The organism is Xanthomonas sp. SHU 199 (assembly GCF_000364665.1).
Lineage (GTDB): Bacteria > Pseudomonadota > Gammaproteobacteria > Xanthomonadales > Xanthomonadaceae > Xanthomonas_A > Xanthomonas_A sontii.
Genome location: NZ_AQOI01000036.1, coordinates 14,250 through 37,264, shown reverse-complemented (window position 1 = coordinate 37,264; position 23,015 = coordinate 14,250). Strand labels below are relative to the sequence as shown.

18 protein-coding genes are annotated in these 23,015 nt (G+C 63.5%); 5 read left to right on the top strand and 13 right to left on the bottom strand.

Annotation, left to right across the window (positions count from 1 at the left end):
• Positions 1-200: 200 nt before the first annotated feature.
• Positions 201-1,340, bottom strand: a complete 1,140-nt coding sequence (locus tag D183_RS0102140; protein ID WP_017907532.1) for a PilT/PilU family type 4a pilus ATPase — start codon at positions 1,338-1,340, stop codon at positions 201-203.
• A 99-nt stretch (positions 1,341-1,439) separates the two neighbouring features.
• On the opposite strand from D183_RS0102140, the gene D183_RS0102135 reads away from it, so the two are divergent.
• The 5 genes from D183_RS0102135 (at position 1,440) to D183_RS0102115 (ending at position 6,105) form a co-directional block, all read left to right on the top strand.
• Positions 1,440-1,832: a DUF4398 domain-containing protein gene (locus D183_RS0102135; RefSeq protein WP_026144112.1), complete on the top strand. Its 393-nt coding sequence runs from the start codon at positions 1,440-1,442 to the stop codon at positions 1,830-1,832.
• Between the two features lie 17 nt (positions 1,833-1,849).
• The gene (locus tag D183_RS0102130) at positions 1,850-2,722 is read left to right on the top strand and encodes an OmpA family protein (protein WP_017907530.1); all 873 of its coding nucleotides are present in this window, start codon (positions 1,850-1,852) and stop codon (positions 2,720-2,722) included.
• Positions 2,723-3,056: 334 nt separating this feature from the next.
• Positions 3,057-3,275 carry a YdcH family protein gene (locus D183_RS0102125; RefSeq protein ID WP_010340228.1) on the top strand — a complete coding sequence of 73 codons (219 nt, stop codon included), beginning with the start codon at positions 3,057-3,059 and terminating at the stop codon, positions 3,273-3,275.
• 190 nt (positions 3,276-3,465) lie between these two features.
• Positions 3,466-4,836, top strand: coding sequence for a pyridoxal-phosphate dependent enzyme (locus D183_RS0102120; protein ID WP_017907529.1), 1,371 nt, complete (start codon positions 3,466-3,468; stop codon positions 4,834-4,836).
• Positions 4,837-4,920: 84 nt separating this feature from the next.
• Positions 4,921-6,105 carry a cystathionine gamma-synthase gene (locus D183_RS0102115; RefSeq protein WP_017907528.1) on the top strand — a complete coding sequence of 395 codons (1,185 nt, stop codon included), beginning with the start codon at positions 4,921-4,923 and terminating at the stop codon, positions 6,103-6,105.
• A gap of 87 nt (positions 6,106-6,192) precedes the next feature.
• Here the strand turns inward: D183_RS0102115 and D183_RS26190 are convergent, their stop codons facing one another.
• The 12 genes from D183_RS26190 to D183_RS0102060 form a co-directional block, all read right to left on the bottom strand.
• Positions 6,193-9,165 carry an FkbM family methyltransferase gene (locus tag D183_RS26190; RefSeq protein WP_081613241.1) on the bottom strand — a complete coding sequence of 991 codons (2,973 nt, stop codon included), beginning with the start codon at positions 9,163-9,165 and terminating at the stop codon, positions 6,193-6,195.
• Positions 9,162-10,478 (bottom strand): ABC transporter ATP-binding protein, encoded by a 1,317-nt coding sequence (locus D183_RS0102105; protein WP_026144111.1) that lies wholly within the window; start codon positions 10,476-10,478, stop codon positions 9,162-9,164. Before D183_RS0102105 ends, D183_RS26190 begins: the two co-directional genes overlap by 4 nt.
• Positions 10,468-11,286, bottom strand: coding sequence for an ABC transporter permease (locus D183_RS0102100; protein ID WP_026144110.1), 819 nt, complete (start codon positions 11,284-11,286; stop codon positions 10,468-10,470). Before D183_RS0102100 ends, D183_RS0102105 begins: the two co-directional genes overlap by 11 nt.
• 71 nt (positions 11,287-11,357) lie before the next feature.
• Positions 11,358-11,759 carry a GtrA family protein gene (locus D183_RS0102095; protein ID WP_017907524.1) on the bottom strand — a complete coding sequence of 134 codons (402 nt, stop codon included), beginning with the start codon at positions 11,757-11,759 and terminating at the stop codon, positions 11,358-11,360.
• Positions 11,756-13,642, bottom strand: coding sequence for a hypothetical protein (locus D183_RS0102090; protein ID WP_157835157.1), 1,887 nt, complete (start codon positions 13,640-13,642; stop codon positions 11,756-11,758). The genes D183_RS0102095 and D183_RS0102090 overlap by 4 nt, the downstream gene beginning before the upstream one ends.
• Positions 13,639-14,934: an NAD(P)/FAD-dependent oxidoreductase gene (locus tag D183_RS0102085; protein WP_026144109.1), complete on the bottom strand. Its 1,296-nt coding sequence runs from the start codon at positions 14,932-14,934 to the stop codon at positions 13,639-13,641. Before D183_RS0102085 ends, D183_RS0102090 begins: the two co-directional genes overlap by 4 nt.
• Before the next feature lie 22 nt (positions 14,935-14,956).
• Entirely contained in the window at positions 14,957-15,901 is a 945-nt protein-coding gene (locus tag D183_RS0102080; protein ID WP_026144108.1) for an NAD-dependent epimerase/dehydratase family protein, read from the bottom strand.
• Positions 15,902-16,216: 315 nt separating this feature from the next.
• Complete coding sequence (locus D183_RS27270; protein WP_157835156.1) at positions 16,217-18,478, bottom strand: hypothetical protein; 2,262 nt, start codon at positions 18,476-18,478, stop codon at positions 16,217-16,219.
• Between the two features lies 1 nt (position 18,479).
• Positions 18,480-19,208 carry an SDR family oxidoreductase gene (locus tag D183_RS0102075; RefSeq protein ID WP_026144107.1) on the bottom strand — a complete coding sequence of 243 codons (729 nt, stop codon included), beginning with the start codon at positions 19,206-19,208 and terminating at the stop codon, positions 18,480-18,482.
• A 2-nt stretch (positions 19,209-19,210) separates the two neighbouring features.
• Positions 19,211-20,518 carry an FAD-binding oxidoreductase gene (locus D183_RS0102070; protein ID WP_017907518.1) on the bottom strand — a complete coding sequence of 436 codons (1,308 nt, stop codon included), beginning with the start codon at positions 20,516-20,518 and terminating at the stop codon, positions 19,211-19,213.
• Positions 20,518-21,906, bottom strand: coding sequence for a UbiA family prenyltransferase (locus D183_RS0102065; RefSeq protein WP_017907517.1), 1,389 nt, complete (start codon positions 21,904-21,906; stop codon positions 20,518-20,520). The genes D183_RS0102070 and D183_RS0102065 overlap by 1 nt, the downstream gene beginning before the upstream one ends.
• A gap of 121 nt (positions 21,907-22,027) precedes the next feature.
• Complete coding sequence (locus tag D183_RS0102060) at positions 22,028-23,005, bottom strand: lysylphosphatidylglycerol synthase transmembrane domain-containing protein (protein ID WP_017907516.1); 978 nt, start codon at positions 23,003-23,005, stop codon at positions 22,028-22,030.
• Between the last annotated feature and the right edge of the window lie 10 nt (positions 23,006-23,015).

The window sequence follows — 23,015 nt, the reverse complement described above, 5'->3', positions numbered from 1 at the left end:
CTGGGTGCACTGTGGGAGGGACTTCAGTCCCGACGCGCAATTGTGTGGAAGTGGCGTTTGCCCGCGCAAGGGCGACCCGCGGCGACCGCCGCTGGGCCTACGGTCCGTCGTGGCCGCCGTCGCTGCGGGGCCAGTTCGACCAGGCGGCTGCGAACGCCCGGTCGCGGCTGAAACCGCGCCTACGACAACACGGCGACGCCTCAGACGAAGCCGTGGGTGATCCGCGGCGCGGCGCTGGGGCCGCTGTCGTAGTCGGCGTAGGGATCGTGCTCGCCGCTGCCGCCTTCGGACAGGCGGAACTTCAGGGCCAGGCCGTCGCGCGAGTCGGCCGCGCGCAGCGCTTCCTCCTGCTCGATCTGGCCCTGCTTGACCATGCGGAACAGGCACTGATCGAAGGTCTCCATGCCTTCCTCCAGCGACTCCTCCATCGCCTGCTTGATCTCGTGGACCTGGCCGCGGCGCAGCAGGTCGCGGATCATCGGCGTGTTCAGCAGCACTTCCGAGGCCGGCCGGCGGCGGCCGCTGCTGTCCTTGACCAGGCGCTGCGAGATCACCGCGCGCAGGTTCAATGACAGGTTCATCAGCACGTTCTTGTGCGCGCTCTCGGGGAAGAAGTTGAGGATGCGCTCGATGGTCTGGTCGGCGTTGTTGGAGTGCAGGGTGGCCAGGCACAGATGTCCGGTCTCGGCGAAGGCGATGGCGGCCTCCATGGTTTCCGCGTCCAGGATCTCGCCGATCAGGATCACGTCCGGCGCCTCGCGCATCGCGTTCTTCAGTGCGTTGTGGAAGGCGTGGGTGTCCAGGCCGACCTCGCGCTGGTTGACGATGGACATCTTGTGCTTGTGCAGGTACTCGATCGGGTCCTCGATGGTGAGGATGTGCCCGGTGGTGGTGCTGTTGCGGTAGTCGATCATCGACGCCAGCGAGGTGGACTTGCCCGAGCCGGTCGAGCCGACCACCAGGACCAGTCCGCGCGGGGTCATGATCACGTCCTTGAGCACCTGCGGCAGGTGCAGCTCCTCGATGCTGGGGATCTTGCTGCGGATCGCGCGGATCACCATGCCGACCTCGCCGCGCTGCTTGAACACGTTGACGCGGAAGCGCCCGGCGTCCTGCAGGGCGATGGCCATGTTCAATTCCAGCTCCCGCTCGAACTGCGGCACCTGGCCCTCGTCCATCAACGAGTAGGCGATCTTCTTGACCATGCCCGGCGGCAGGCCGGTGGCGCCGAGCGGGTACAGCTTGCCTTCGATCTTGATATAGACCGGTGCTCCTGTGGTCAGGAACATGTCCGAGGCGTTCTTTTCGGTCATCAGCTTCAGGAAATAGCCGATATCCATGCGCAATGGTTCCCCAACGATCCGCAATCGCCCGTTGCAAGCGCGCCACAGGCTTCCGACAATGGCCGTGACCGACGTCTCCGTCCACGGCCCCCCTAGATGAAAACTAGCTTCGCACACTTCCGTTGTCAGCAGTATGTGATGGCCTGCGCATTGGCGTTGTTCGCCGCGCCGGCCGCGTTCGCCCAGGTGGCTTCGCCGGAGTTGCTGTCCGCGCAGCAGGCGGTGCAGCGTGCGGTCCAGGCCGATGCCGACCAGTACGCGCCGGACCTGCTCGCCAGTGCCCGCCAGGGCCTGGAACAGGCGCAACAGGCCGCGCTCGACCGCCGCCAGCGCAAGACCGCACCGCAACTGGCCCTGCGCGTGGCCGCCGATGCCGACCTGGCGCGCGCGCGCAGCGAGGAGGCGGTGGCCAATGCACAGTTGAAGCAGCGTCAGGCCGAGGTGGCCCAACTGCAACAGACCCTGGGTACCGGGGAGGGCCGTCCATGAGCCGCACCCTGCACGGAATGCGCCGCCTGGCCCTGCTGGCGTTGCTGCTGGCGCCGCTGGGCGCGATGGCCGCCGACGACCCGGAACTGGCCGTGCTCAACCAGCGCCTGGTGGCGCTGCAGGCCGATCGGCTCAACGCCGATGTCGCCGCCTACGAGCGCCTGCAGGCGCAGCAGGCGGTGGCCAACTTCGCCAACGCCAAGCGCAAGGAGCGCGACGAAGCGCGCTACCTGGCCGAGCGCCGGGTCGAGATCGCCGAGACCATGGCCCGTGCCGAGATCGCCCGTCGTCAGGTCGACCAGTTGGAGAAGACTCGCAGCGACCTGCTGATCGAGGCCAGCCGCCGCGAGGCCGCGCGAGCCCGGCAGGAGGCCGAGCGCCTGCGCGTGCAGGCGCAGATCCAGGCCGAGGAGGCCGAGAGCCTGCGTCAGGCGGCTGAGGCCGAGCAGGCCGCACGGGCGGATGCAGATGCGGCGCTGGCCAGCGTCGCCGGTCAGCAGACCGCCAAGCTCAGCGCCGCGCAGCAGAAGTCGGCCAAGCTGGCGCGCGAGGAGGCCGAGCTGGTCGCCGGCACCAAGCTGCCGGCCTCGCGCTTCGAGACGCGCGGCGAGGTCTTCACCTTCTCCGGCGCGGCCTTCGGCGCCGGCAAGGCGGCGCTGTCGGGCGATGCCACCAACCAGGCCAAGGCCCTGTCGCAATACCTGCAGATCAGCAAGGGCAAGGTGCGGATCGAGGCCTACGACACAGACGCCGGGGTGGCGCAGAAGCGCGCCGATGCCCTGCGCGCGGCCTTGGTCAGCGGTGGCGTGCCCGCCAACCGGATGCAGGCGGTGGGCAAGAAGGGGGCGTCGACCAAGGCCCGCTCGGCCGACGTCGTGATCGCGCCCTGAGGTCGGACGGCACCCTGTGCAGGCGGTTTAACGGGGTTTTTCCCTGGGCCTGAGCGGCGAGCAACTGAATGCGGCAAAGCGGGCCTGCTTCTCTTGTCCGCGGCGGTGGGGAGGCGTAGGGTCGGTACTCCAGGTGGCACTCCCGCCGCCTGGTGCCAACGGAGGAGTTCGAGCCGATGACGCAGTGGCGCGCACCGCAGTCCGACGTCCCGGGAACCGTGGTTCCAGGCGTTGCAGCGGTGCAGCCGGCGGCTCGCGCGCTTCCGCTCCCAGGCAACGCCCCGTGCCGCAGCGGCCGGGGCGTTCTTGTTTCTAGCTGAAGGAGGCTATTCCTATGTTCGAAGGGCAACCGCAGACCGAAATCGACGCGTTGATCAAGTCCGATCCGGAGTTCAAGCAGCTCTACCAGCGCCACAAGACCTTGGACAAGAAGTGCATGGACGCCGAGCTCGGCGTGCTGCCGATCGACGATGTCACCCTGGCGCAGATGAAGCGCGAAAAGCTCGCCGCCAAGGAAAAGCTGCTGCGCCTTTACGAGCAGAAGCCGCACTGACCGTACTATTCCCTCTTGTCGCGGGCGGTGGCTGGCCTCCTCGTCGGCTTGCCACCGTCCGCGTCATCCCCTCCGAAAGCCGCGACCGCGGCTTTTTTCATCCCTGCGGCGCGCATTCTCTGACTTTCCCTCCCCGAGCGCGGATAATGCCCGGTCCAGCCGCTGCCGCGGCGCGACGCATTCGGACCCGATGGCCATTCACTCCTCCGTACTCGATCTGATCGGCGACACCCCCATCGTCAAGGCCAGCAAGCTCGACACCGGGGTGTGCGAGCTGTACCTGAAGCTGGAGAGCGCCAATCCCGGCGGCTCGATCAAGGATCGGATCGGCCTGTCGATGATCGAGGCGGCCGAGCGCCGCGGCGACCTCAAGCCCGGCGCGGTGCTGGTCGAGGGCACCGCCGGCAACACCGGCATCGGCCTGGCCCTGGTCGCTCAGCAGAAGGGCTACAAGCTGATCCTGGTGGTGCCGGACAAGATGAGCCGGGAGAAGATCTTCAACCTCAAGGCAATGGGCGCCGAGGTGGTGCTGACCCGCTCGGACGTGGCCAAGGGCCACCCCGAGTACTACCAGGACCTGGCCGCACGCATCGCCGCCGAGACCCCCGGCGCCTACTTCATCAACCAGTTCGGCAATCCCGACAACCCGGCCGCGCACGAGTTCGGCACCGGCCCGGAGATCCTGCGGCAGATGGACGGCCGGCTGGACGCGATCGTGTTCGGCTGCGGCAGCTCCGGCACCATGACCGGCCTGTCGCGCGCCTTCGCCGCCGCCTCGCCGCATACCGAACTGGTCCTGGCCGACCCGGTCGGCTCGATCCTGACCGAGTACATCGAGCAGGGCACGGTCAGCGAGAAGTCCGGCAGCTGGCTGGTGGAAGGCATCGGCGAGGATTTCCTGCCGGCGATCTCCGATTTCACCCGGGTCAGGAAGGCCTATTCGATCAGCGACGCCGAGAGCTTCCACACCGCGCGGGAACTGCTGGCCAAGGAGGGCATCCTTGGCGGCTCCTCCACCGGCACCCTGCTGGCGGCGGCGCTGAAGTACTGCCGCGCACAGACCGAGCCCAAGCGCGTGCTGGTGTTCGTCTGCGACACCGGCAACAAGTACCTGTCGAAGATGTACAACGACTATTGGATGCTGGACAACGGCTTCCTGGAGCGCCCGCAGCACGGCGACCTGCGCGACCTGATCCTGCGCCCCTACAGTCAGCGCGACACGGTGGTGGTCGGCCCCAAGGACCTGCTGACCACCGCCTATCAGCGCATGAAGCTGTACGACGTGTCGCAGCTGCCGGTGATGGAAGGCGATCAACTGGTCGGTATCGTCGACGAAAGCGATGTCTTGTTGCATGTATATGGCGACGAGGCGCGGTTCCGCGACCCCGTGGCCACGGCCATGGTCAGCAAGCTCGACCGGCTGGACGTCAAATCGCCGATCGAGGCCCTGCTGCCGGTGTTCGACCGTGGCCAGGTCGCTATCGTGATGAACGAGGGCGCCTTCCTCGGCCTGATCACCCGGATCGACCTGCTCAACTATCTGCGCCGCCGGGTGCAGTAATCCCTGCGGCCGGCACGGCCCCGTGCTGCATGGGGCCGTTCAGACCGCACTGCTAGAATCACGCCCCTTTTCCGGTAACCCTTCATGACGGACAACACGTCGAACCCCCATGGCGACGGCCCCGCGCTGGCGCTGGCGACCCTGGCCATCCATGGCGGACAGCACCCGGACCCGACCACCGGCGCGGTGATGCCGCCCATCTACGCGACCTCCACCTACGCCCAGTCCAGCCCCGGCGAACACCAGGGCTTCGAGTACTCGCGCACCCACAACCCGACCCGGTTCGCCTATGAGCGCTGCGTGGCGGCCCTGGAAGGCGGCAGCCGCGGCTTCGCCTTCGCCTCGGGCATGGCCGCGACGGCCACGGTGATCGAACTGCTGGACAGCGGCAGCCACGTCATTGCGATGGACGACCTGTACGGCGGCAGCTACCGCCTGTTCGAGCGGGTGCGCAAGCGCACCGCCGCGCTGGAGTTCGGCTTCGTCGACCTGACCGACCCGGCCGCGTTCGAGGCCGCGATCCGCCCGACCACGAAGATGGTGTGGATCGAGACCCCGACCAATCCGATGCTGAAGATCGTCGATATCGCGGCGATCGCCGCGATCGCGCGCAAGCACGGCCTGCTGGTGGTGGTCGACAACACCTTCGCCTCGCCGCTGCTGCAGCGGCCGCTGGCGCTGGGCGCGGACATCGTGGTGCATTCGGCGACCAAATATCTCAACGGCCACTCGGACATGGTCGGCGGCATGGCCGTGGTCGGCGACCATGCCGAACTGGCCGAGCAACTGGCCTTCCTGCAGAACTCGGTGGGCGGCGTGCAGGGCCCGTTCGACAGCTTCCTGGCGCTGCGCGGCCTGAAGACTCTGCCGCTGCGCATGCGCGCGCACTGCGACAACGCCCTGGCGCTGGCGCAGTGGCTGGAGACGCACCCGGCAGCGGAGAAGGTGATCTACCCGGGCCTGCCCTCGCACCCGCAGCACGCCCTGGCCGGCCGGCAGATGAGCGGCTACGGCGGCATCGTCTCGATCGTGCTCAAAGGCGGCTTCGACGCGGCCAAGCGCTTCTGCGAGCGCACCCGCCTGTTCACCCTGGCCGAATCCCTCGGCGGCGTGGAGAGCCTGGTCAACCATCCTGCGGTGATGACCCATGCTTCCGTGCCGGTCGCACGCCGCGAGCAGCTCGGCATCAGCGATGCGCTGGTGCGGTTGAGCGTGGGGGTGGAGGATGTGGGGGATTTGCGCGGGGATCTGGAGCGGGCGTTAGCCTAGGCCCCGCGTAAACGCCCCGGCATTGCCTGCCAGGGCGCCATCGGCGATGTGTAAGAAGCGCTTCTGACAAAAAAGCGCGCATCTTTGTCAGCGTCTGAGACTGCGATAAATGCGTGCGGCAAAGCGCGCCGCCGCCGCCGCACCCGGAATCGTCAACAGACGATCGATAATGTGCCCCAAGCGACGCCCGGCGCGCTGGCCTGAGGTCGCCATGGCTGCGTTCGAGCTTGCCATCTCTGCCGCGAGCGCGGCGGAACGCTTGAGGGCATCAACCCGCCGCAGTACGGATGCGACCTGTGAGCCGGTTGCCTGGTTCATTGCCAGCGTCAGCGCCGCGTGTACCTCCAGCGCCGAGCGACGCCAGCCATCGACTTCGCCAGCACGAGATTCATCGCTCCAGACCGGCATGGCATGCTGCAATTTTTGCAGTAATTCCTGCGTCGTCTCATAACGATGGATATTGGCCGAAGCGGTGATGTGGTCGGCCAGTTCGCGGTTCAGTCCGGTGTCGCGCACCATCACCGGACGATGGTGCGCCAGTGCGTGCAGCACCGGGAAGCCGAATCCTTCGTAATGGCTCGGGAAGACGACGACCTTCGAGTCCCTGTAGAACGATTGGAATGTTTCTTCGTCGATCTCGCCCGCCTTGATGGACTGCACGTTGGCGGGGAGTTCGATGTCGTCCGGATAGCCGATCGCGATGATCTTGTGGTCGGGTAGTCCGCTCGCCAGCGCATCGGTTGTCGCGCGTACAAACTTGTGCGCGTAATGATTGCCGATGACGAGGATATGCGAGCCTTCCGAGTCGCTTGGCTGGTAGCTGGCGTAATCGGCCGGATCCAGCGAGTGCAGGGATACCCGCTGCAACGTCGAGGCGCCGATGGTGTAGCGCGTACGGATCCGGTCGAGCGTGAACTGCGAGTTGGTGAAGAGCACACTCATGTTTTCGAGCGCGAAACGCCAGATGTCTTCATCGAACTCCAGCAGAAGATATCCGCAGTCGCTGGAAATGGTATCGAGCATGAAGATGCCCACCACCGGCGCGGTCTCGAACAGGTGCAGCAGAGTGCCGGTCTGATAGGGCTGGCCGATGCGTACTACTGCAGCTACCTTGTCGTTCTGATCGTTCGGTTCGAAGCGCACGATTCCGGGGAGGCGATCCAGGCCGTGGAAGTTCCAGGCTGTTTTGCTGATGTAGACGCCGATTCGGGTGTCCTGTGGCCAGGACCGCTGCGCAGCCGACAGCAGTTTGATGCCGGATTCGAACGTGCCGTTGTGGAACGGCCCGAACGATGAAAAATCGAAGGCGATGGTGCGCCGCTCGTCCACTGGCTCCAGGGCTTCGAGCAGCCTCTCGGCGCGGTACTCTGGCGAGGTGAAATAGCGATAGATGAGCGCGTCGTACTCCGGGTAGCGCTTGCGCAGGATGCTGGCATTGACCTGTTCGCGTTCGGAGCGTTGCTGGTTGGTTGTCGAGAACGATTGCTCGCCCTGATGCCAGACGAAGGCATGGTTGGCGAGGGCCGCGCGATAGCCTGCGCGGTTGGCCCGCATGATGAGGTCGTTCTCCTCGTTGTAGCCCTTGCCGTACACCGTGTCGAAGTGGCCGAACTCGGCCAGCACGGTACCGCGGATCCACAGTGCAAAGCCCACTGCCGTCGGGATGAACGAAAAACGAGGCAAGCGACGTGCGATGGGAAGGAACAGGCTGCGCGCCTGTTCGGCGGAGACGTCCACATGTTCGATCGAGTGCGGAAGCGTAGCCAGCGTCGCGTTATTGCTGCGCGGACAGACGAAGCCGATCATCGGATCGAGCGTAGACACCGCCAGTACTTCGGAAATCGCACCGGTGGTGACTTCCGTGTCCGAATTGAGCAGCAAGACGTCGGCGCCTTCCTCGATCGCCAGATCGAAGGCGCGGTTACACGTGCCGATGAAGCCCAAATTGCCTTCATTCGCAAGCGTGCGCACGTCGACCCCTGGAACACCCTCGGCTACGGCTTCAGCCAGTGCGACACGCAGCCCTTCGTGATCTGGGCTGTCGTTGTAGAGCCAAACGGAGGCGTGCGCTTGCACGAGTTCGTTGGCTACGCTGCGCAGGCCACGCATGAATGGGGCGACCAACTGTTCGTTGCAGTAGAAAGGTGCGACGACGTGCAGAGGTCGGACGGCTGACGCAGCAGGCTGTGACGCTTCGGCGCGGCGACGACGAACCGTCATGACTTCAGGTGCGTCTGGCAGTACTTCTGGCAGGTACTGTGGCTTCTCCAGCAGCAGCGCGACAATGTCCTCAAGGGAGTCGAGGGGGCGCATGTCTTCCGTGAGCAAACTCTCTTGCTTGCCTTCGCTTGGGATCAGAAGCAGGCCGCATTCGGCGTTTGCGCCATGGAAGTTGTCCGGGCACTGGTTGAAGTTGTCGGGATTGAATGCCGGGTAGATCGCGCCATAGGCGGTATATCCAAGGTCCGCAACAGCCGCCATGGTGGCTGCCGCGCCGTCGACGGAATTGAACTCGGCGAAGATTACCGGCCTGCAGCGCTGCAGCGTCTTTGTGGCGCCGATAAGAACTTTCGCCTCCATGCCTTCAACGTCGACTTTCAGTAGGTCCAGCCTCGACAATGCAAGCGAGTCGAGGGTGATGATGCGAACGTCGTATCCTTGGCCTGCGTCGATCAGGCTTAGTCCACCTTTGTTCTGTGTTCCATCGATTGTGTCATCGAGCGAAATCGTGCCTGGGTAATCCGAGACACCGACGTTATGTGCGGTGATCTGGCTCGCCAGGCCATTTTGCTCAATATTGCGCTGAAGAACGGAAAACGCGTCGCGCCTGGGTTCGAACGCATGCACGTGGCCCACGCTGCCAACGGCACGCGCGAACGCGATTGCATGAGTGCCGATGAAGGAGCCCACGTCGGCCACAACGCTTCCCGATGAAACGAAGCGGCGGAGCAGTTCGAGCTCGTTCTCTGCCCATTCTCCGTACCAGCGCAGCGAGTCCGCGATGACGGTGTCACCAGGAAGTGTTTCGAAAACGCCGTGGCGTCCAGAGATGATGGTCATGAGTGATGAAAGGTACGGAACGATACCGCCAGCGGCTGGGCGCCGGCGATGCCGTGGACAAGTTGGGAGTTGAGGGCGGTCAGGAGAATGGCATCGTGCAGCCAATGATGCTGCACATGGTCATCGCCTGGCCCCTCGGCGAGTGCGAGATCCAGGCTGTATTCGCCGCGGATCAGGCGTGGTAGTTGCAGTTGGAACGTGACCGTGAACGTGTTCCCCTGTTCGACAGCAATGGCTTCATCCCGAAGATAGCTATCTGAGCTGTCGGCGACGAGATACTGGCCCTTGCGATCCTTCAGCATGAAGCCGATGGCAGGATAGTTGAGTGATTTTAGCGCCCGTGCCGTGATGGTAAGTCGCACATCATCCTGCGACGTGAATTCGGAGACTGGATTGCCGTCGACGTCTGTAAACACAGCGTTTTCGATGCGCGCGCCACCAGCGCCGAAGCTGTCAACGTCGAGGCGGAATGCGCCAGCATGAAACTTCGTGGGTTCGACGTTGTCGACGTCGTACGAGCCTTGCCGGAGTGCATTGCTAGGCGTGGCTAGCGCTGTCTCCTGGCGGTCGGCGTACAAGTCGCGCAGGTACAGCGCCGAGATCTCGCGCGCGGAACCGATGTCGCATTGGTAGTGGTCATCCTGGCGGCGCAGCAGTACGGCAGAGGCGCAGAGGGTGGTCACCGCACCCATGTCGTGGCTGACGAACAGCAGGGTCCCGCCACCCCGTTGGAAGCTTGCGAGGAATCGCATGCACTTTTGCTGGAAATAGGCATCGCCGACGCTCAGCGCCTCGTCGATGATCAGGATGTCTGCATCAACATGGGCGATGACTGCGAAGGCCAGGCGGACGTACATGCCGCTGGAATAGGTTTTCACCGGTTGCTCGATGAAGTCGCCAATGTCGGCGAAGCTGGCGATATCGGCAAATCGCTTGCTCACTTCCTCCCGCTCTACCCCATACAGTGATGCCGCTAGATAGACATTCTCGCGGCCTGAAAACTCGGGGTTGAACCCGGCGCCCAGTTCCAGAAGCGCGGCGACGCGGCCGTTGACCGTGATGTCACCCTCTGTGGGCGTCAGCGTGCCGCAGATCATCTGCAGCAGTGTGGATTTACCGGCACCATTACGACCAATGATGCCAACGGTTTCGCCACGGTGAATCGTGAAACCAACCTCGCGAAGTGCCCAGAACTCACGGTAGTACCGGCGACGTCCACGCCACAGCATCTGCATCAGGCGATGTGCAGGCTTCTCATAGACATTGAAGCATTTGCCCAGGTCGCGCACCTGGATTGCGATGTCAGAGCACATCGGCGAACCCCTTGCGCGTACGTTGAAAGAACGCGTAGCCAAAGAAGAAGGTGGCGATGGATACCAACATGCATAGCGGGTAGACAACCGGATCCAGGCCCTTGCCCCACATCAGCACATCGCGCATTTGCGAAACAATCGGAGCAAGGGGATTGATGTAGAGCACCGGACGAAACGAGGCCGGAATCGCATCAATGGGATAAAAAATAGGAGTCAAAAACATTACTGCGGTAGTGATGATCGCAGTGATCTGTGCCGTATCGCGGAGGAATACGCCCAAAGCCGACAGAAACCAGGCGATGCCGGTCATGAAGAGGATCATCGGGAGCATGACCGCCGGGGCGAGCAACGCGGTCACCGGTGGCAGTCCAGTGGACATTAGATAGAACGCCATCCAGACCAGCAGGTTCACCACGAGGCTGAACATCGCAGTCAACACACTTACCCAGGGCAGTACTTCCAGCGGGAAGACCACCTTCTTTACGTAGTTGGCATTGCTGACGATCAGCGCTGGTGCTCGGTTGAAGACTTCCGAAAACAAGTTGAATACGAGGAGGCCGCTGAACAACACTAGGGCGAATTCTGTTCGCGAGCCACTTCCGCCTGGCCAGCGTGCCTTGAACACCTCGCTGAAGACGAACGTATAGACCGCCAGCATGAAAATCGGCTGCACCAACGCCCAGGCCAAGCCGAGCAGCGAGCCGCGGTAGCGGGCTGCGATCTCACGCTTGGCCAAGGCAACGACGAGCCGTCGATTGACGGCCAGTGACCGGATCAAATGGCCGGGAGAACTAGGGTAGGCTTCCATACAGGACGTGGTTGGATTGACCGGGTAGTTTACTGTGGGTGGGCATCGCACGCATGGAGCGCGTCCATGTGTCACATGGTCTTTGAGCGGGCAAAGGTGAAGTGCTTATGTCCCAGGTAGGCAGTGAAGACAGGCACTGCCACGCCGACCAAGTGGGCGCTGAGTGGAATGTCGAGCGGCCAGTTGAGCGCCGGCAGCAGCCAGCGTTTGAGCAAGATGCTGATTGCCAGAGTTTGCAGTAGGCTGATGGTGTTGATCCCGATGAACCACGCGGCCTGTTGGCTAATCGGGCGATCGGAACCCTTGAACACCAGAATCCGATTCAGAAGAAATGCGGTGAGCATGCCGAGCGCATAGGCCAAGCAAACCGACGCCTCGAACGTCGCGACCATGCTGAAAAGAATCCGGCTGCCTACATTCACGGCGGCCGCGGTCCCGCCGCAAATAACGAACAGAAGGAACTGACGGCTCATGCGGGCGTCGCCGCATGGTTTGTCCGAGGTCGCGTGATCGCATACGTCAGCAGCATCAGCACTAGGACCAAGGTGGCATACAACAAGTGCCCAGCACGTTCCTCGGCCCACAAACGCAGCAAGCTCAGGCGGCCGATCTGGAAAGGAGGCGTGACCGCAACCCACGTGTGCGTATCGGAGTCGACAATCTGGAGCTTGTACTCATCGGCCGGAAGCCGTTCCAGACTCGTTTGCCATCGCTCACCCGGAGCGCTATTGCGCGTCAGGTCCACCGTATGGTCGCGTCCGACCAGACGCACGTCGACCGAGGGCTTGCCGGCGCCGCTTTGGCGGTACGCAATCCAGCCGCCATCGGTGGCCACGCTCGCGCTGCTGCAGTCGGCGAGGTTGGCGTCGCCTTTGCCAGGCGTGTAGGTACCCAGTGCGTAAGGCATGGCGGGCAACGATGTATATGCTCCAGGGCTGCTGACGGCATTGCAGTCGGCAAACTTAAATGGCAGTGGGCGACGGATTTCCATTGGCATCATGCCCGCCGCATCGTCCGCGGAGAGCACCCTGGCAATGCGCTCGGCATCGGGGTATGGAAAACGCCCCGGTGCGGTGCGCAAGGCGTCCAGGTTCCCGTCACGCAAGTAATTGGCCAGAATTCGCTCCTGGCTGGCGCTCGCTCTGGAGCGCTCCTCCATGCTGGCCTTGGCTGCGAGTAGGCTGGGGTAGAGTCCTAGCGCAGTCCATCCGATGAATGCGACAGGCGCCAAGGTGCGCGTCCATGACGGCCACCGGCTGTCCTGACGGAAGCTGGCGTAGAGGACTAACCATAAGTTATTGATGACGCCAATCGTCAGCAGGTCGGTGTAGCGCGAGGTCACGCTGTTCTGCACTTCGCCTCCGCGCGAATATGCCATTGCTGCCGCTTGCACCAATACCCAGCCAGCAATGGCGAATGAGAAGCGCTCGCCACGCGGCGCGGCGCCGCGCGCCAACATCCGATTCACCATCAGCATGATCAGCGTTGCCGACGGTAGCCACAGCACGGCCGCGCTTATCCAATTCGGAGACAGCGGCCATGCCAGCGTATTCTTCAATGCGTGCAAGAACTGCTCGACGGAGTGAGAGTTGAGGCTGTCCCCTTGGGGTGGCTTCGGCATCATCAGCAATCCCGCCGCAGCGATGGCCAGCATCAATAGCAGCGCGATCATTCCCTGGCGCCGATCCACGTCGGCCGCCGATAGCCGTTGAATGAGCAGTCCAGCGGCCGCTGCTGCCGCGAATACGCCCGAGGCCATGGTGAACAAGGCTAACCCTGCGCAAATCACCATCGCCAGCACGCGATTGCGTCCGAGTACATCGGCCGACGCCAGCCATGCAGTGACCACCGAGAGCAATGCAAGGATGAAGAACTGGTTCTGGAAACCTGCGATCAGGTTTTCCCAATCCAATGGCGATGCTGCCAGCGCGAACACTCCTATCGCCAAAAGAGGTCGGGCTACAGCAGGGAGGGTGCGCATGCCGATCCAGGCCATCGTTCCGATGGCAGCTGCGTGAGGCAGCACGTTCAGCAACATTTCCACCTTGGCGTCGAACTGGTTGCTGTTGGCGGTGAATAGCCCAAGCGAAATCAGCCGGGTGAACAAGATACGGTGCTCGTTGTGCGCGGCGAAGAAGTGGCCAAGGCCGAGTTCCCCGCGCAGGAAAGGCAGTAACAGATTGTCGAACTCCGCGTCCCATTGGTCCCAGAACGGGCTGCTGCTGCCGTAGCTCAGCACCAGGTAGGCCCGCACGGCCATCATGGGTATCAGCAGCACCGTCAGAAGCAAGATCGGGTTCAGGGGATGAGACCATCTTGCCAGCTGCACGCGCGCTGCCTTCATCCGCGCCTTCATCCGCGTAGAACCTCACCGACCAGCGCCAGCGCCGTATTGATGCTCTCGTTGATCGAGCGATCTTCCGGGTAGTAGTACGCCGTATCCGCCATGTAGAAGCCCCGCAATGGCGTCTTCATCGGCGGCAGCATGTCCTGGAAACCGGGTGGGCAGATGGTCTGCGCGTACTCGTAGCGATGGCAATGGGTCGCGCGGATCCACTCCGGCTTGAAGTCCGGATTGATCATCGGCAGGTAGCTGATGACTTCGTCGATCAGCTGCTGGTTGCTCCACTGCCACTTCGGATGGGTCTTGGGCATGTAGTAGGGCGCATACACGATGTGCTCGCCGGGGCCCTTGCCGGGGTTGAGGTTGCTGTACTCGATCAGGCCGGGGATGGCGATCCGGTCGTCGCTGATGTTCATCCAGAAGTTCTCGCTGACCGGCTTGGACAGCTTCAGGATCACGCAGGCGACTGGGATGTTTTCAATGGCGGCGACCTGGTCGGCGAAGGTCTTGGGCAGGCCGGGCACCATGCTGGGCACGTACTGGATCGGTGCCGTCGACACCACGCCGTCGTAGGCATGATGGCCGTCGCGGGTGCGGATGCCGGTGACCTTGCCGTCGGCCGAGGCGACTTCCTCGATCGGCTGCGACAGCAGGATGCGTCCGCCCAGGCGCGTGACTTCCGCGGCCATGCGTTCCAGCAGCACGGCCGAGCCGCCCTCCAGATAGCCCATGCTTTCGTTGAACAGATTGCGCCGCGACAGCGCCACGCGCTTGATGCGGGTGCCGATCCACGAGGCGGACAGGTCGTTCTGGTACTCGAAGAATTTCAGCGCGAACGCCTTCTCCCACATCACCTTGTAGGCCTTGGGGCCGATCCAGCGGGTGATCCAGTCGCGCGCGTTCTCCTTGTCCAGCGCGGTCCAGTCGCTGATGCCCTTGGTGTGCATGACGTGCAGGGCGTAGCGGATCTTGTCGACCAGCCCCAGGTGCGGGAAGCCGAGCAGCGCGAACGGCGTGCCCCACTTGTGCAGCTTGCCCTGGTAGTAATACCCCATCTTGGTGTCCGTCCAGTGCAGGCGGTCGGACAGCTTCAGGTCCTCGAGCAGCTTGAACAGCGGGAAATCGGTCTTGCAGATGAAGTGGTAGTAGCGCTCGATGCGCAGGCCGTCGAAGTCGAAGTCCGCGGACATGCCGCCGATGCGGTCATCGCGTTCGTAGACGTCGACCTGGTGGCCCTTCTTCAGCAGTTCCATGGCAGCCATCAGGCCCATGGGGCCGCTGCCGACGATCGCGAATGTACTCATGGTTCTGGTCTCGTATGACGGTTCAGCGCTTGAGCACGATGTGGCTGTAGCGCGGGTCGGTGTAGCTTTCGCGGATCGCGTCTTCGAACGGGGTCTGGCGCACGCCGAACACCGCTTCGGTATCGACGCCCTTGAAGTCGTCGCCGGCGCTCAGCGCTTTCAACTGGTCGGCGGTGAACGGCGGCTTGGAACTGAAGAGCGAATACACGCGCAGCAGAAAGGCGAAGAAGCCGATCGGGATATACACGATCAGGGTGTGCAGTTTCTTGACCCGCTTGATGGTCTTGATGATGTCGACATAGTCCACGCGGGTGTCGCCGACGATGTCGTAAACCTCGCCGTCCGGTTCGCGTTCGATGCACTTGGCGATGCAGCGGCAGAAGTCGCGCTCGTACAACGGCTGGCGCATGAACCTGCCGTCGCCCGGGATCGGGAACACCGGGGTCTTGGCCATGAAGCGCGACAGCCAGCCGAGGTGCTTGGGATCGAACCAGCCGAACATCAGGGTCGGGCGCAGCACGCAGTGACGCAGGCCGCTGGCGACCACCATCTCTTCCTGAGCGCGCTTGGTGTTGGTGTAGTCGTCCTTGGCCACCGAGTTCACCACCGAGGAACTGATGTGCACCATGTAAGGCACCTTCGCTGCGCGGCAGGCGTCGAGCACGTGCGCGGTCGCGGTCAGGTTGTTGCGGGTGAACAGGTCGGTGGTCTTGCCGGTGATCTGCGCGTGCAACTGGACTATCAACCCTGCACCTACGAACGCTTCAGCCCAATCCCCGGGCTCTGCAAGATCTGCGAGTATCGTCTGTACTTCCGGATGCAGCGTGCGCACGATGTCCAGATTGTGTTCGTGCTTGTCGATTGCCACCAGGTACGTGTAACCCTGCTGCTTCAATTCGACAATCAGATTCTGCCCTACCAGGCCCGCAGCGCCTGTCAAGACAATTTTTTCATTTTTTTGTGCCATAGATGAACCAAAAATCAGTGAGATGTAGGTGCGTCGTCCTGGAAACTCAGCGGGAGACTACTAAATAGCGCGATCGCCTTGGTGGAGCATCAAAGGCACAAATGCTCTCATGCGGGACGTCGGTCCTATCATCTGTCCGGAAGGTTGCGTCGCTTTGCGCCTTGGGATGGCTCGAGATCGACGGAATTTCATCATACCGAAAAAACCATTGAGCCACATGACTCCATGGGCTGCCAGTCAGGCACGCATATGCCTCCAAATGCATGGATTTTGCTAGAGCCTTTTTTGTTGAGTTGTGTGGGCACTTGCCGATCTTCATGTAAGTGAGGTGGCACTGAGGGGGCGCCGGATCGCATGCCATCCCGGGCCTGCAGTTGACGACGCAATGGCTGCCAATAGCCCGCTACAGAACAGGGTGTTTCCGAGGACGTAGATAAAGTTTAGGCCGGGCAGGAAGCGTCGGTCGAATATATAGACCGACAACGCGACGATGATGTTCGCCGTGCAGATCGTATAGAAGAGCGTCTTGCTAGTGTGCCAGGCAATGGACAGCACTACTAATTGCAGGGCCAATGTGGATGCGTAAGCTCCGACATGGATAGTCGCTTCTCCGCCCCGGAATATCACAATGGCCCAGAGCGTGGTTGCAATGATCACTGTTGCTGCCAATTGGACAAGCTTGAGCTGTGCGTTAAGCGCTGCGTCGTTTGGAGCTTTGTGTTTAGTGCGCCAGCAAATTAACGCCAAGCCGGGCAATAGCAGCAAGGGCGACGCGAACCACATTGAGTGAAATAAGCCGTAAAAGTCATCGTTGATGAAATCCTGCAGTGCGTTTGGATCGCGCTCAATTGCAGTTCTTGGCGCATCGCGAAGAACGGAAATGGCGCCCTTTGTGATTGTGGCGACGTTTTCCATGCGCGACGAGAGCCAGGTTGCTGGAGTCAATTGCGAATATGCGCTGAAAATGGCATGTAATGCCCCTTCGCTGCTTACAGGGATTTTTCCTGCAAGATGCCATTTTACAAGGCGATTTCCTGGAGGGTCGATTAGGCGCTGATAAGCAATCCATGGTCCATACAGAGCGAGCGTAACGGCTGCAGTCCTAATTAGCATTCCCAGGCTGTTCCGCCTGTACCAAGCCAAGTGGACTACCGATGCTCCCACCAGGAAAAACAATGCTCCACCATGCGCCAGTAAGGCCAGCGCAGCCGCAACGCCCGCTTGTCCCCAGTGCCTTGGTTTCCCTCCGTCAGGGAAGGCGGCGATGTAATAAATAAGGCAGAATGCGGCTGCTAGAAGCTTGGGCCAAACGAATAGCGTGTTTAGAATCATCAGTGCAGACAAGCTTAGAGTGAGGAGCGCTGCGATCTGAGCGCGCCTCGTCATAAAGCGCTCGGTCAGCGATGCTAAAGGTAGGAGTGCCAGTGCCTGGGCCCAGCTTGATATACCTTGATAAACCAGCTCCCTGCTTCCAGGAATCAACTTATAGACTAATAGGTACAGGCCTGTCTGAAGGGGAGGGCGATCGCTGCTCAGCCAGTCGCCGGTCATTGGCACAAGCAATTTTCCGCTCTCGAGCATGTTGCCGAATAACATCGGCAGCCATGCGTCGATTGCCAGCGATGGCCACCAACGACTAGCTGGGGCGCCGTCAGGTTCGCCGTTCCAATAGAATGGGAAAAGTCCTGTCCATAGTACAAGAAATGCAACTGCCAAAACGGGGAGTAGCGAGTTTTGCATTGCAAGGATGTCGGCAATCAGTCTGCGGCGTCTCCATCCAATAAAAATGGCAAGTGGAAATGGCGCAATTGATAGGATCCATGTGAGCGCGTTACCCAGTTCTAAAGAAAATACGTATGTATTGAAAAGGGTGAGCCATAACGTTCCGCTGGCAAGCAGTCCATTGCGGAGACTTTCACGTGGGTGGGCAGTAGTTGGTAGGCATAAGGAAACTGCGATCAGCCAGGCATTCCCAAAAAGTGCCGCAGCGAGAATTGGTAAGGCGCCTTTGGCAAAAATCAGGCCTGTGGGCAAAGTGGATCCGCCCATGCCGGCCCAACCGAAAGAACCGGTAGCCTGATCATTGATCCGAATACGATACGCAGCTTTCGAGACCTCTCTCGGTACTTGAAGTACCATGGGTTGCCAGCGATCGCGAGGTTGTCTGGAAACAGGTATAAGTGCTTCCACGCCCGCGTCATTGATGGCGTGGACCGAAACTCCCGGGTAGCCGGGATAGCCGCTGAGCATGACGACGACGTTCTGGGTGCCTGCTGGATAAACCTGTGACTCAAGCGTTCCAGTCCATTTGTCGCCACCTTCGCAGTAGGTAATTTGCCCATCCACAGTGGTGTCTGGGCTCAGAAAAGGAGAGCTGCTTGGCGCACAACCGCCATGTACACCTAACGCGTACTTACCATAAGAGTTGCATCCGCCCAGAAGCAGCATGCACATCAGTAAGATCACAGGTAGTGCGAGCTTTCCAACGCTTGAATGGAACTCCTGGGCAACATAAGGGCCATCAAGTGATTGAGAGATAACCCGGCCCGCGAAAGCCTTGGAGCGCTCATCGCGCATATCAGAGCTTGATCCTGCGGAAGACGAATTCGGGAATGGACTTGATGACGAACATGATCGCCCACCAGAAACCGGGCAGGTAGGCGACCGCGCGGCGGCCGTCGACTGCGCGCAGGATGCCCTTGGCGATCTGGTCGGGCTTGGCCCACAGCGCGCCCTTCTTGAATGCGGCGGTCATCGGCGTATCGACGAAGCCCGGCTTGATCGTGAGCACGTTGATGCCCTCCGGGCGCAGGCGCTGGCCGAGGCCGCTCAGGTAGGCGCTGACCGCGGCCTTGGCGCTGCCGTACAGGTAGTTGCTGGCGCGGCCCCGGTCGCCGGCGACCGAGGAGATCACCGCTAGCGTCGCACCCGCGCGCAGGCGCGGCACCAGCGCGGCGCACAGCGCGATCGTCGAGGTGCCGTTGGTGGCGAACTCGCGCATCGACAGGTCGACCGAGGCATCGCACGCAGTCTGGTCGGGCAGCGTGCCGTGGGCGATCAGCACCACATCCAAGCCGCCCAGCGCGGCCCATGCCGCGTCTAACGCCGCGGCATGGCCGGCGCTGTCGTTGACGTCGAGCACGCCGCAACTGGCCTTGCCGCCGCGCGCCGACAGGTCCGACGCGATCGCGTCCAGGCGTGCGGCCTGGCGGCCGACCAGATGGAGGGCCGCGCCGCGCGCGGCGTAGTGCCGGGCAGTGGCCTCGGCGATCGCCGAGGTGGCACCGATGATGAGGACGCGTTGCATGTTCACTCCGTGACCCGGCGCCAGAAGCCGGAAGAAAAGCGGGGATCGAGATAGCGGCTGAAGTCCTGCCAGCGGGCATAGGCGCGCTGGAACGAGGCGGCGGACATGCGCGCGTCCTTGGCAGGGTACAGAGCGCCGCCGGCGGCGTCGACGATGCGGTCCAGCCGCTCCAGCAGGCGCAGCACGTCGGCGCCGTCGTTGGGGAAGTCCAGCGCCAGCGTGGTGCCCGGGCGCGGGAAGGACAACATGCCGCGTGAGGGGGGGGCGCCGAATTCCTTCAGCACGGCCAGGAAGGAGCCGCTGCCGCTGCGGGCGATTTCCGCCAGCAGCGCATCCACGCCGTCGCGCGCGGTGGCCGGCGGCAGCACGCACTGGTACTGCAGGAAGCCACGCGGGCCGTACATGCGATTCCAGTGGCGGATGCCGTCCAGCGGATAGAAGAATGGCAGCAGGTGGCTCAGCCGGCGCTTGCTGCGCGCGGGCTGGCGCCAGTAGTACAGCGCGTTGAACGGCCGCAGCGACAGCTTGTTGACCAGCGAGACCGGCGGGGTCAGCGGCATTGCCAGCCCCTTGCCGGGCGAGGCCGGGCGTTCCTCGGGCAGGCCGGCGCAGTGATCGGCGCGGGTGAAATGGCCGCGGCCGCGGGCGCGGCCGCTGGCCAGGCAGTCGATCCAGGCAACGCTGTACTCGTGGCTGTCGGCCGAGGCCGCGGACAACGCGAAGAACTCGTCGAGCGAGCCGAAGCGGATGTTCTCCGTCTCCAGCGCGGGGCCCGGCACGCGGCGCAACTGGATCTCCGCCCAGGTGATCAGCCCGGTCAGGCCGAGTCCGCCGACCGTGGCCGCGAACCAGCCGTCGGCATCGGCGTCGGGCGTGCACAGGCGGCGGCTGCCGTCGCTGCGCAGCAGCTCGAAGGCGCGCACGTGATGGCCGAAGTTGCCGGTGCGGTGATGGTTCTTGCCGTGCACGTCGTTGGCGATGGCGCCGGCCACGGTGACGTAGCGGGTGCCCGGCGTCACCGGCAGGAACCAGCCCTGCGGCAGGACCAGATCGATGATCTCGGCGAGCGTGACCCCGGCCTCGCAGCACAGCCGGCCGGTCGCCGGGTCGAAGCCGATGAAGCGGTCCAGGCCGCGCGCGCACAGCAGGGTGCCGTCGGGATTGAGGCAACTGTCGCCGTAGCTGCGGCCGTTTCCGCGCGGCAGCGCGTTGCCGGCGAAGGCCGGCAGGGCCGCCGCCCGGTCGGCGATCGGCAGCAGCGTCTGCGTCGCGTGCGGATAGCGTCCCCAGGACTGCCCGGCATCGGCCATCAGATGGCGCTCAGCGCGAACAGCCCGCACAGCACCACGACCACCTGGCTGACCCGGTCGGTGGCGGCGAACACGATCGGGTCGTCGTGCATGTCGCCGCGGTGCGCCACGATCCAGACACGGCTGACCCAGTACAGCAGCACCGGGCAGATCAGCCACAGCAGCTTCGGATTGCGATACAGCTGCACGCTTTCCGGACTGTTGATGTAAAGCGCCATCACCAGCACCGCGATGTAGCCGGCCGCCGCGCCCATCGACTGCAGCAGCACCAGGTCTTCCACCGAATAGGCGCGCCCGCTGGCCTTGGTCTTGCCGCTGCCGAGCATCGCGTGCAGTTCGGTGTAGCGCTTGAGCAGCGCCAGCGAGAGGAAGATGAACATCGAGAACGCGAGCAGCCAGAACGACAGTTCCAGATCGATGGCCACTGCGCCGCCGATGATGCGCACGGTGTACAGCGCCGCCAGCAGCACCACGTCGATCATCACGATGCGCTTGAGCCGCAGCGAGTACGCCAGCGTCATCACGTAGTAGATCAGCAGGACCAGGGTGAAGTGCAGGTTGCAGGCCAGCGACAGCGCCAGTCCGGCCACGGTCAGCGCGGGGGCGGCGAACAGGCCCTGCAGCAGCGGCAGGCGGCCGGCGGCGAACGGCCGCTTGCGCTTGCGCGGATGCTGGCGATCGGGTGTGAGGTCGAGCAGGTCGTTGAGCACGTACACGCCGGAGGCGCACAGTCCGAACGCCACCATGGCGATCACCGACTGCAGCACCGACGGGCCGTCCAGGAAGCGGTGCGCGGTCAGCAGCGGCACGAACACCAGCAGGTTCTTCAGCCACTGGTGCAGGCGCAGCGCCTTGAGCCAGGCGCGGGCGCGCGGCGGCGCCGGCCAGTGCCCATGCACGGTGGTGCGCTGTGCGGCGGCCGTACGCAAGCCGTTGCCGTTGTTGACCACCCAGGCGCCGCCGGCCTTGTCCCACACGTGCAGGTCCACGCGGCCATTGCCGGCATAGTCGAAATTGCCTTCGCCGAACCGTTGCACCAGCACGTCGGCCTTGTTGCGGCCGGACAGGTTGCGCTGGCCGTCGCTGGCGATGACCTCTTCGAACAGGCCCAGGTGCGCGGCGATCGGCGCGACCAGCAACTGGTCGGAGGCGGTGCACAGCACGCGCGGGCGCTGCGACGTAGTGCGCAGCAGTTCCAGGACGTGCTCGTTGTAGGGCAGGGTCTCCGCCGGGAGGGTGACCCGCGCGGCCAGTTCGCGCTTCAGCGCGGCTTTGCCGCGCAGCAGCCACAGCGGCAGCATGAACACGTACAGCGGATTGCGCGCCAGCAGGGCCAGCAGGGACTCGTAGAGAATGTCCGAATTCAGCAGCGTACCGTCCAGATCCACGCAGAGCGCGCGCCCTGAAACAGCCGGGCGGTCGGCGGGAGAGCTGGGGGGGAGGGACATGCTGCGGCCTGGTGATGCATAGCGGGGCCGCGATTATACCTGGGAGCCGCCCTGGCCCCGCTCAGTCGGGTTGGCGCCGTTGCAGGAATTCGGTCGTGCCCATTGCCAGGGCACCCACGGCGACCGCGTACCAGAGCGTCACCAGCCGCGCGGCCACCGCGACCGCGATCGCATCGGCGGTCGCGACGCCCAACCGGTCCAGCATCAGCACGATCGCCAGTTCGGTGGTGCCGACCCCGCCTGGGACGAAGGACAGCGCGCCGATCAACATCGCCAGCGGGTAGATGCCGAACGCGACCAGCGGATCCAGCTCCAGGCCCAGGCCATTGCACAGCCCGACGAAGACCGCCGAGGTCAGGCCCCAGGCGCCGGCGCCCGCGATCAGGCTGCGCACCATCTGCGCGGTGCCCAGGCAGGCACGCAGTTCCATGGCGGCGAACACGGCGAACTGGACCGTCCTCCGTAGCCACCGCCCGGGCAGGCGTCGTCCCATGCCCTCCAGCCAGGCCAGCAGGGCCGGCCAGGCAGCGGCGCCGAACAACAGGGCGACGAAGCCCAGCACCACTGCGGCGAGGGTGCCCAGGGTGGGAAAGACCGGCGCGGCCAGCAGCGACAGTGCCAGGATCACCAGCAGATCGGAGGCGCGCTCGAAGACGAAGACCGCCAGCGTCCGCCCCGCCGGCACACCCATGCGGGCGAAATAGCGGATGCGCAGCAATTCCCCAGCCTTGCCGGGCGTGGCGGTCAAGGCGAAACCGGCCAAGTAGGCGGCCCAGCCAAGCCAGAACGACACTGCGTGGCCTTGCCGTTGCAGCAGCCAGCGCCAGCGCCAGAAGCGGAACAGGTAACTGGCCGAGACCGGCAGCACCGCCAGCGCCAGCAAGGGCCAGATCGCGCCTAGCCGGGCGAACGTGCCATTGCCGCGGTCGATCCACCACAGGGCGGCCAGGTAGCCGCCGCACAGCAGCACGACGAACAACGCCAGATGATCCGCACGGTGGCGCGGCGCGGGCACGCCGTCGGCGCCGTGCGGCATCATCCCCGGGTCT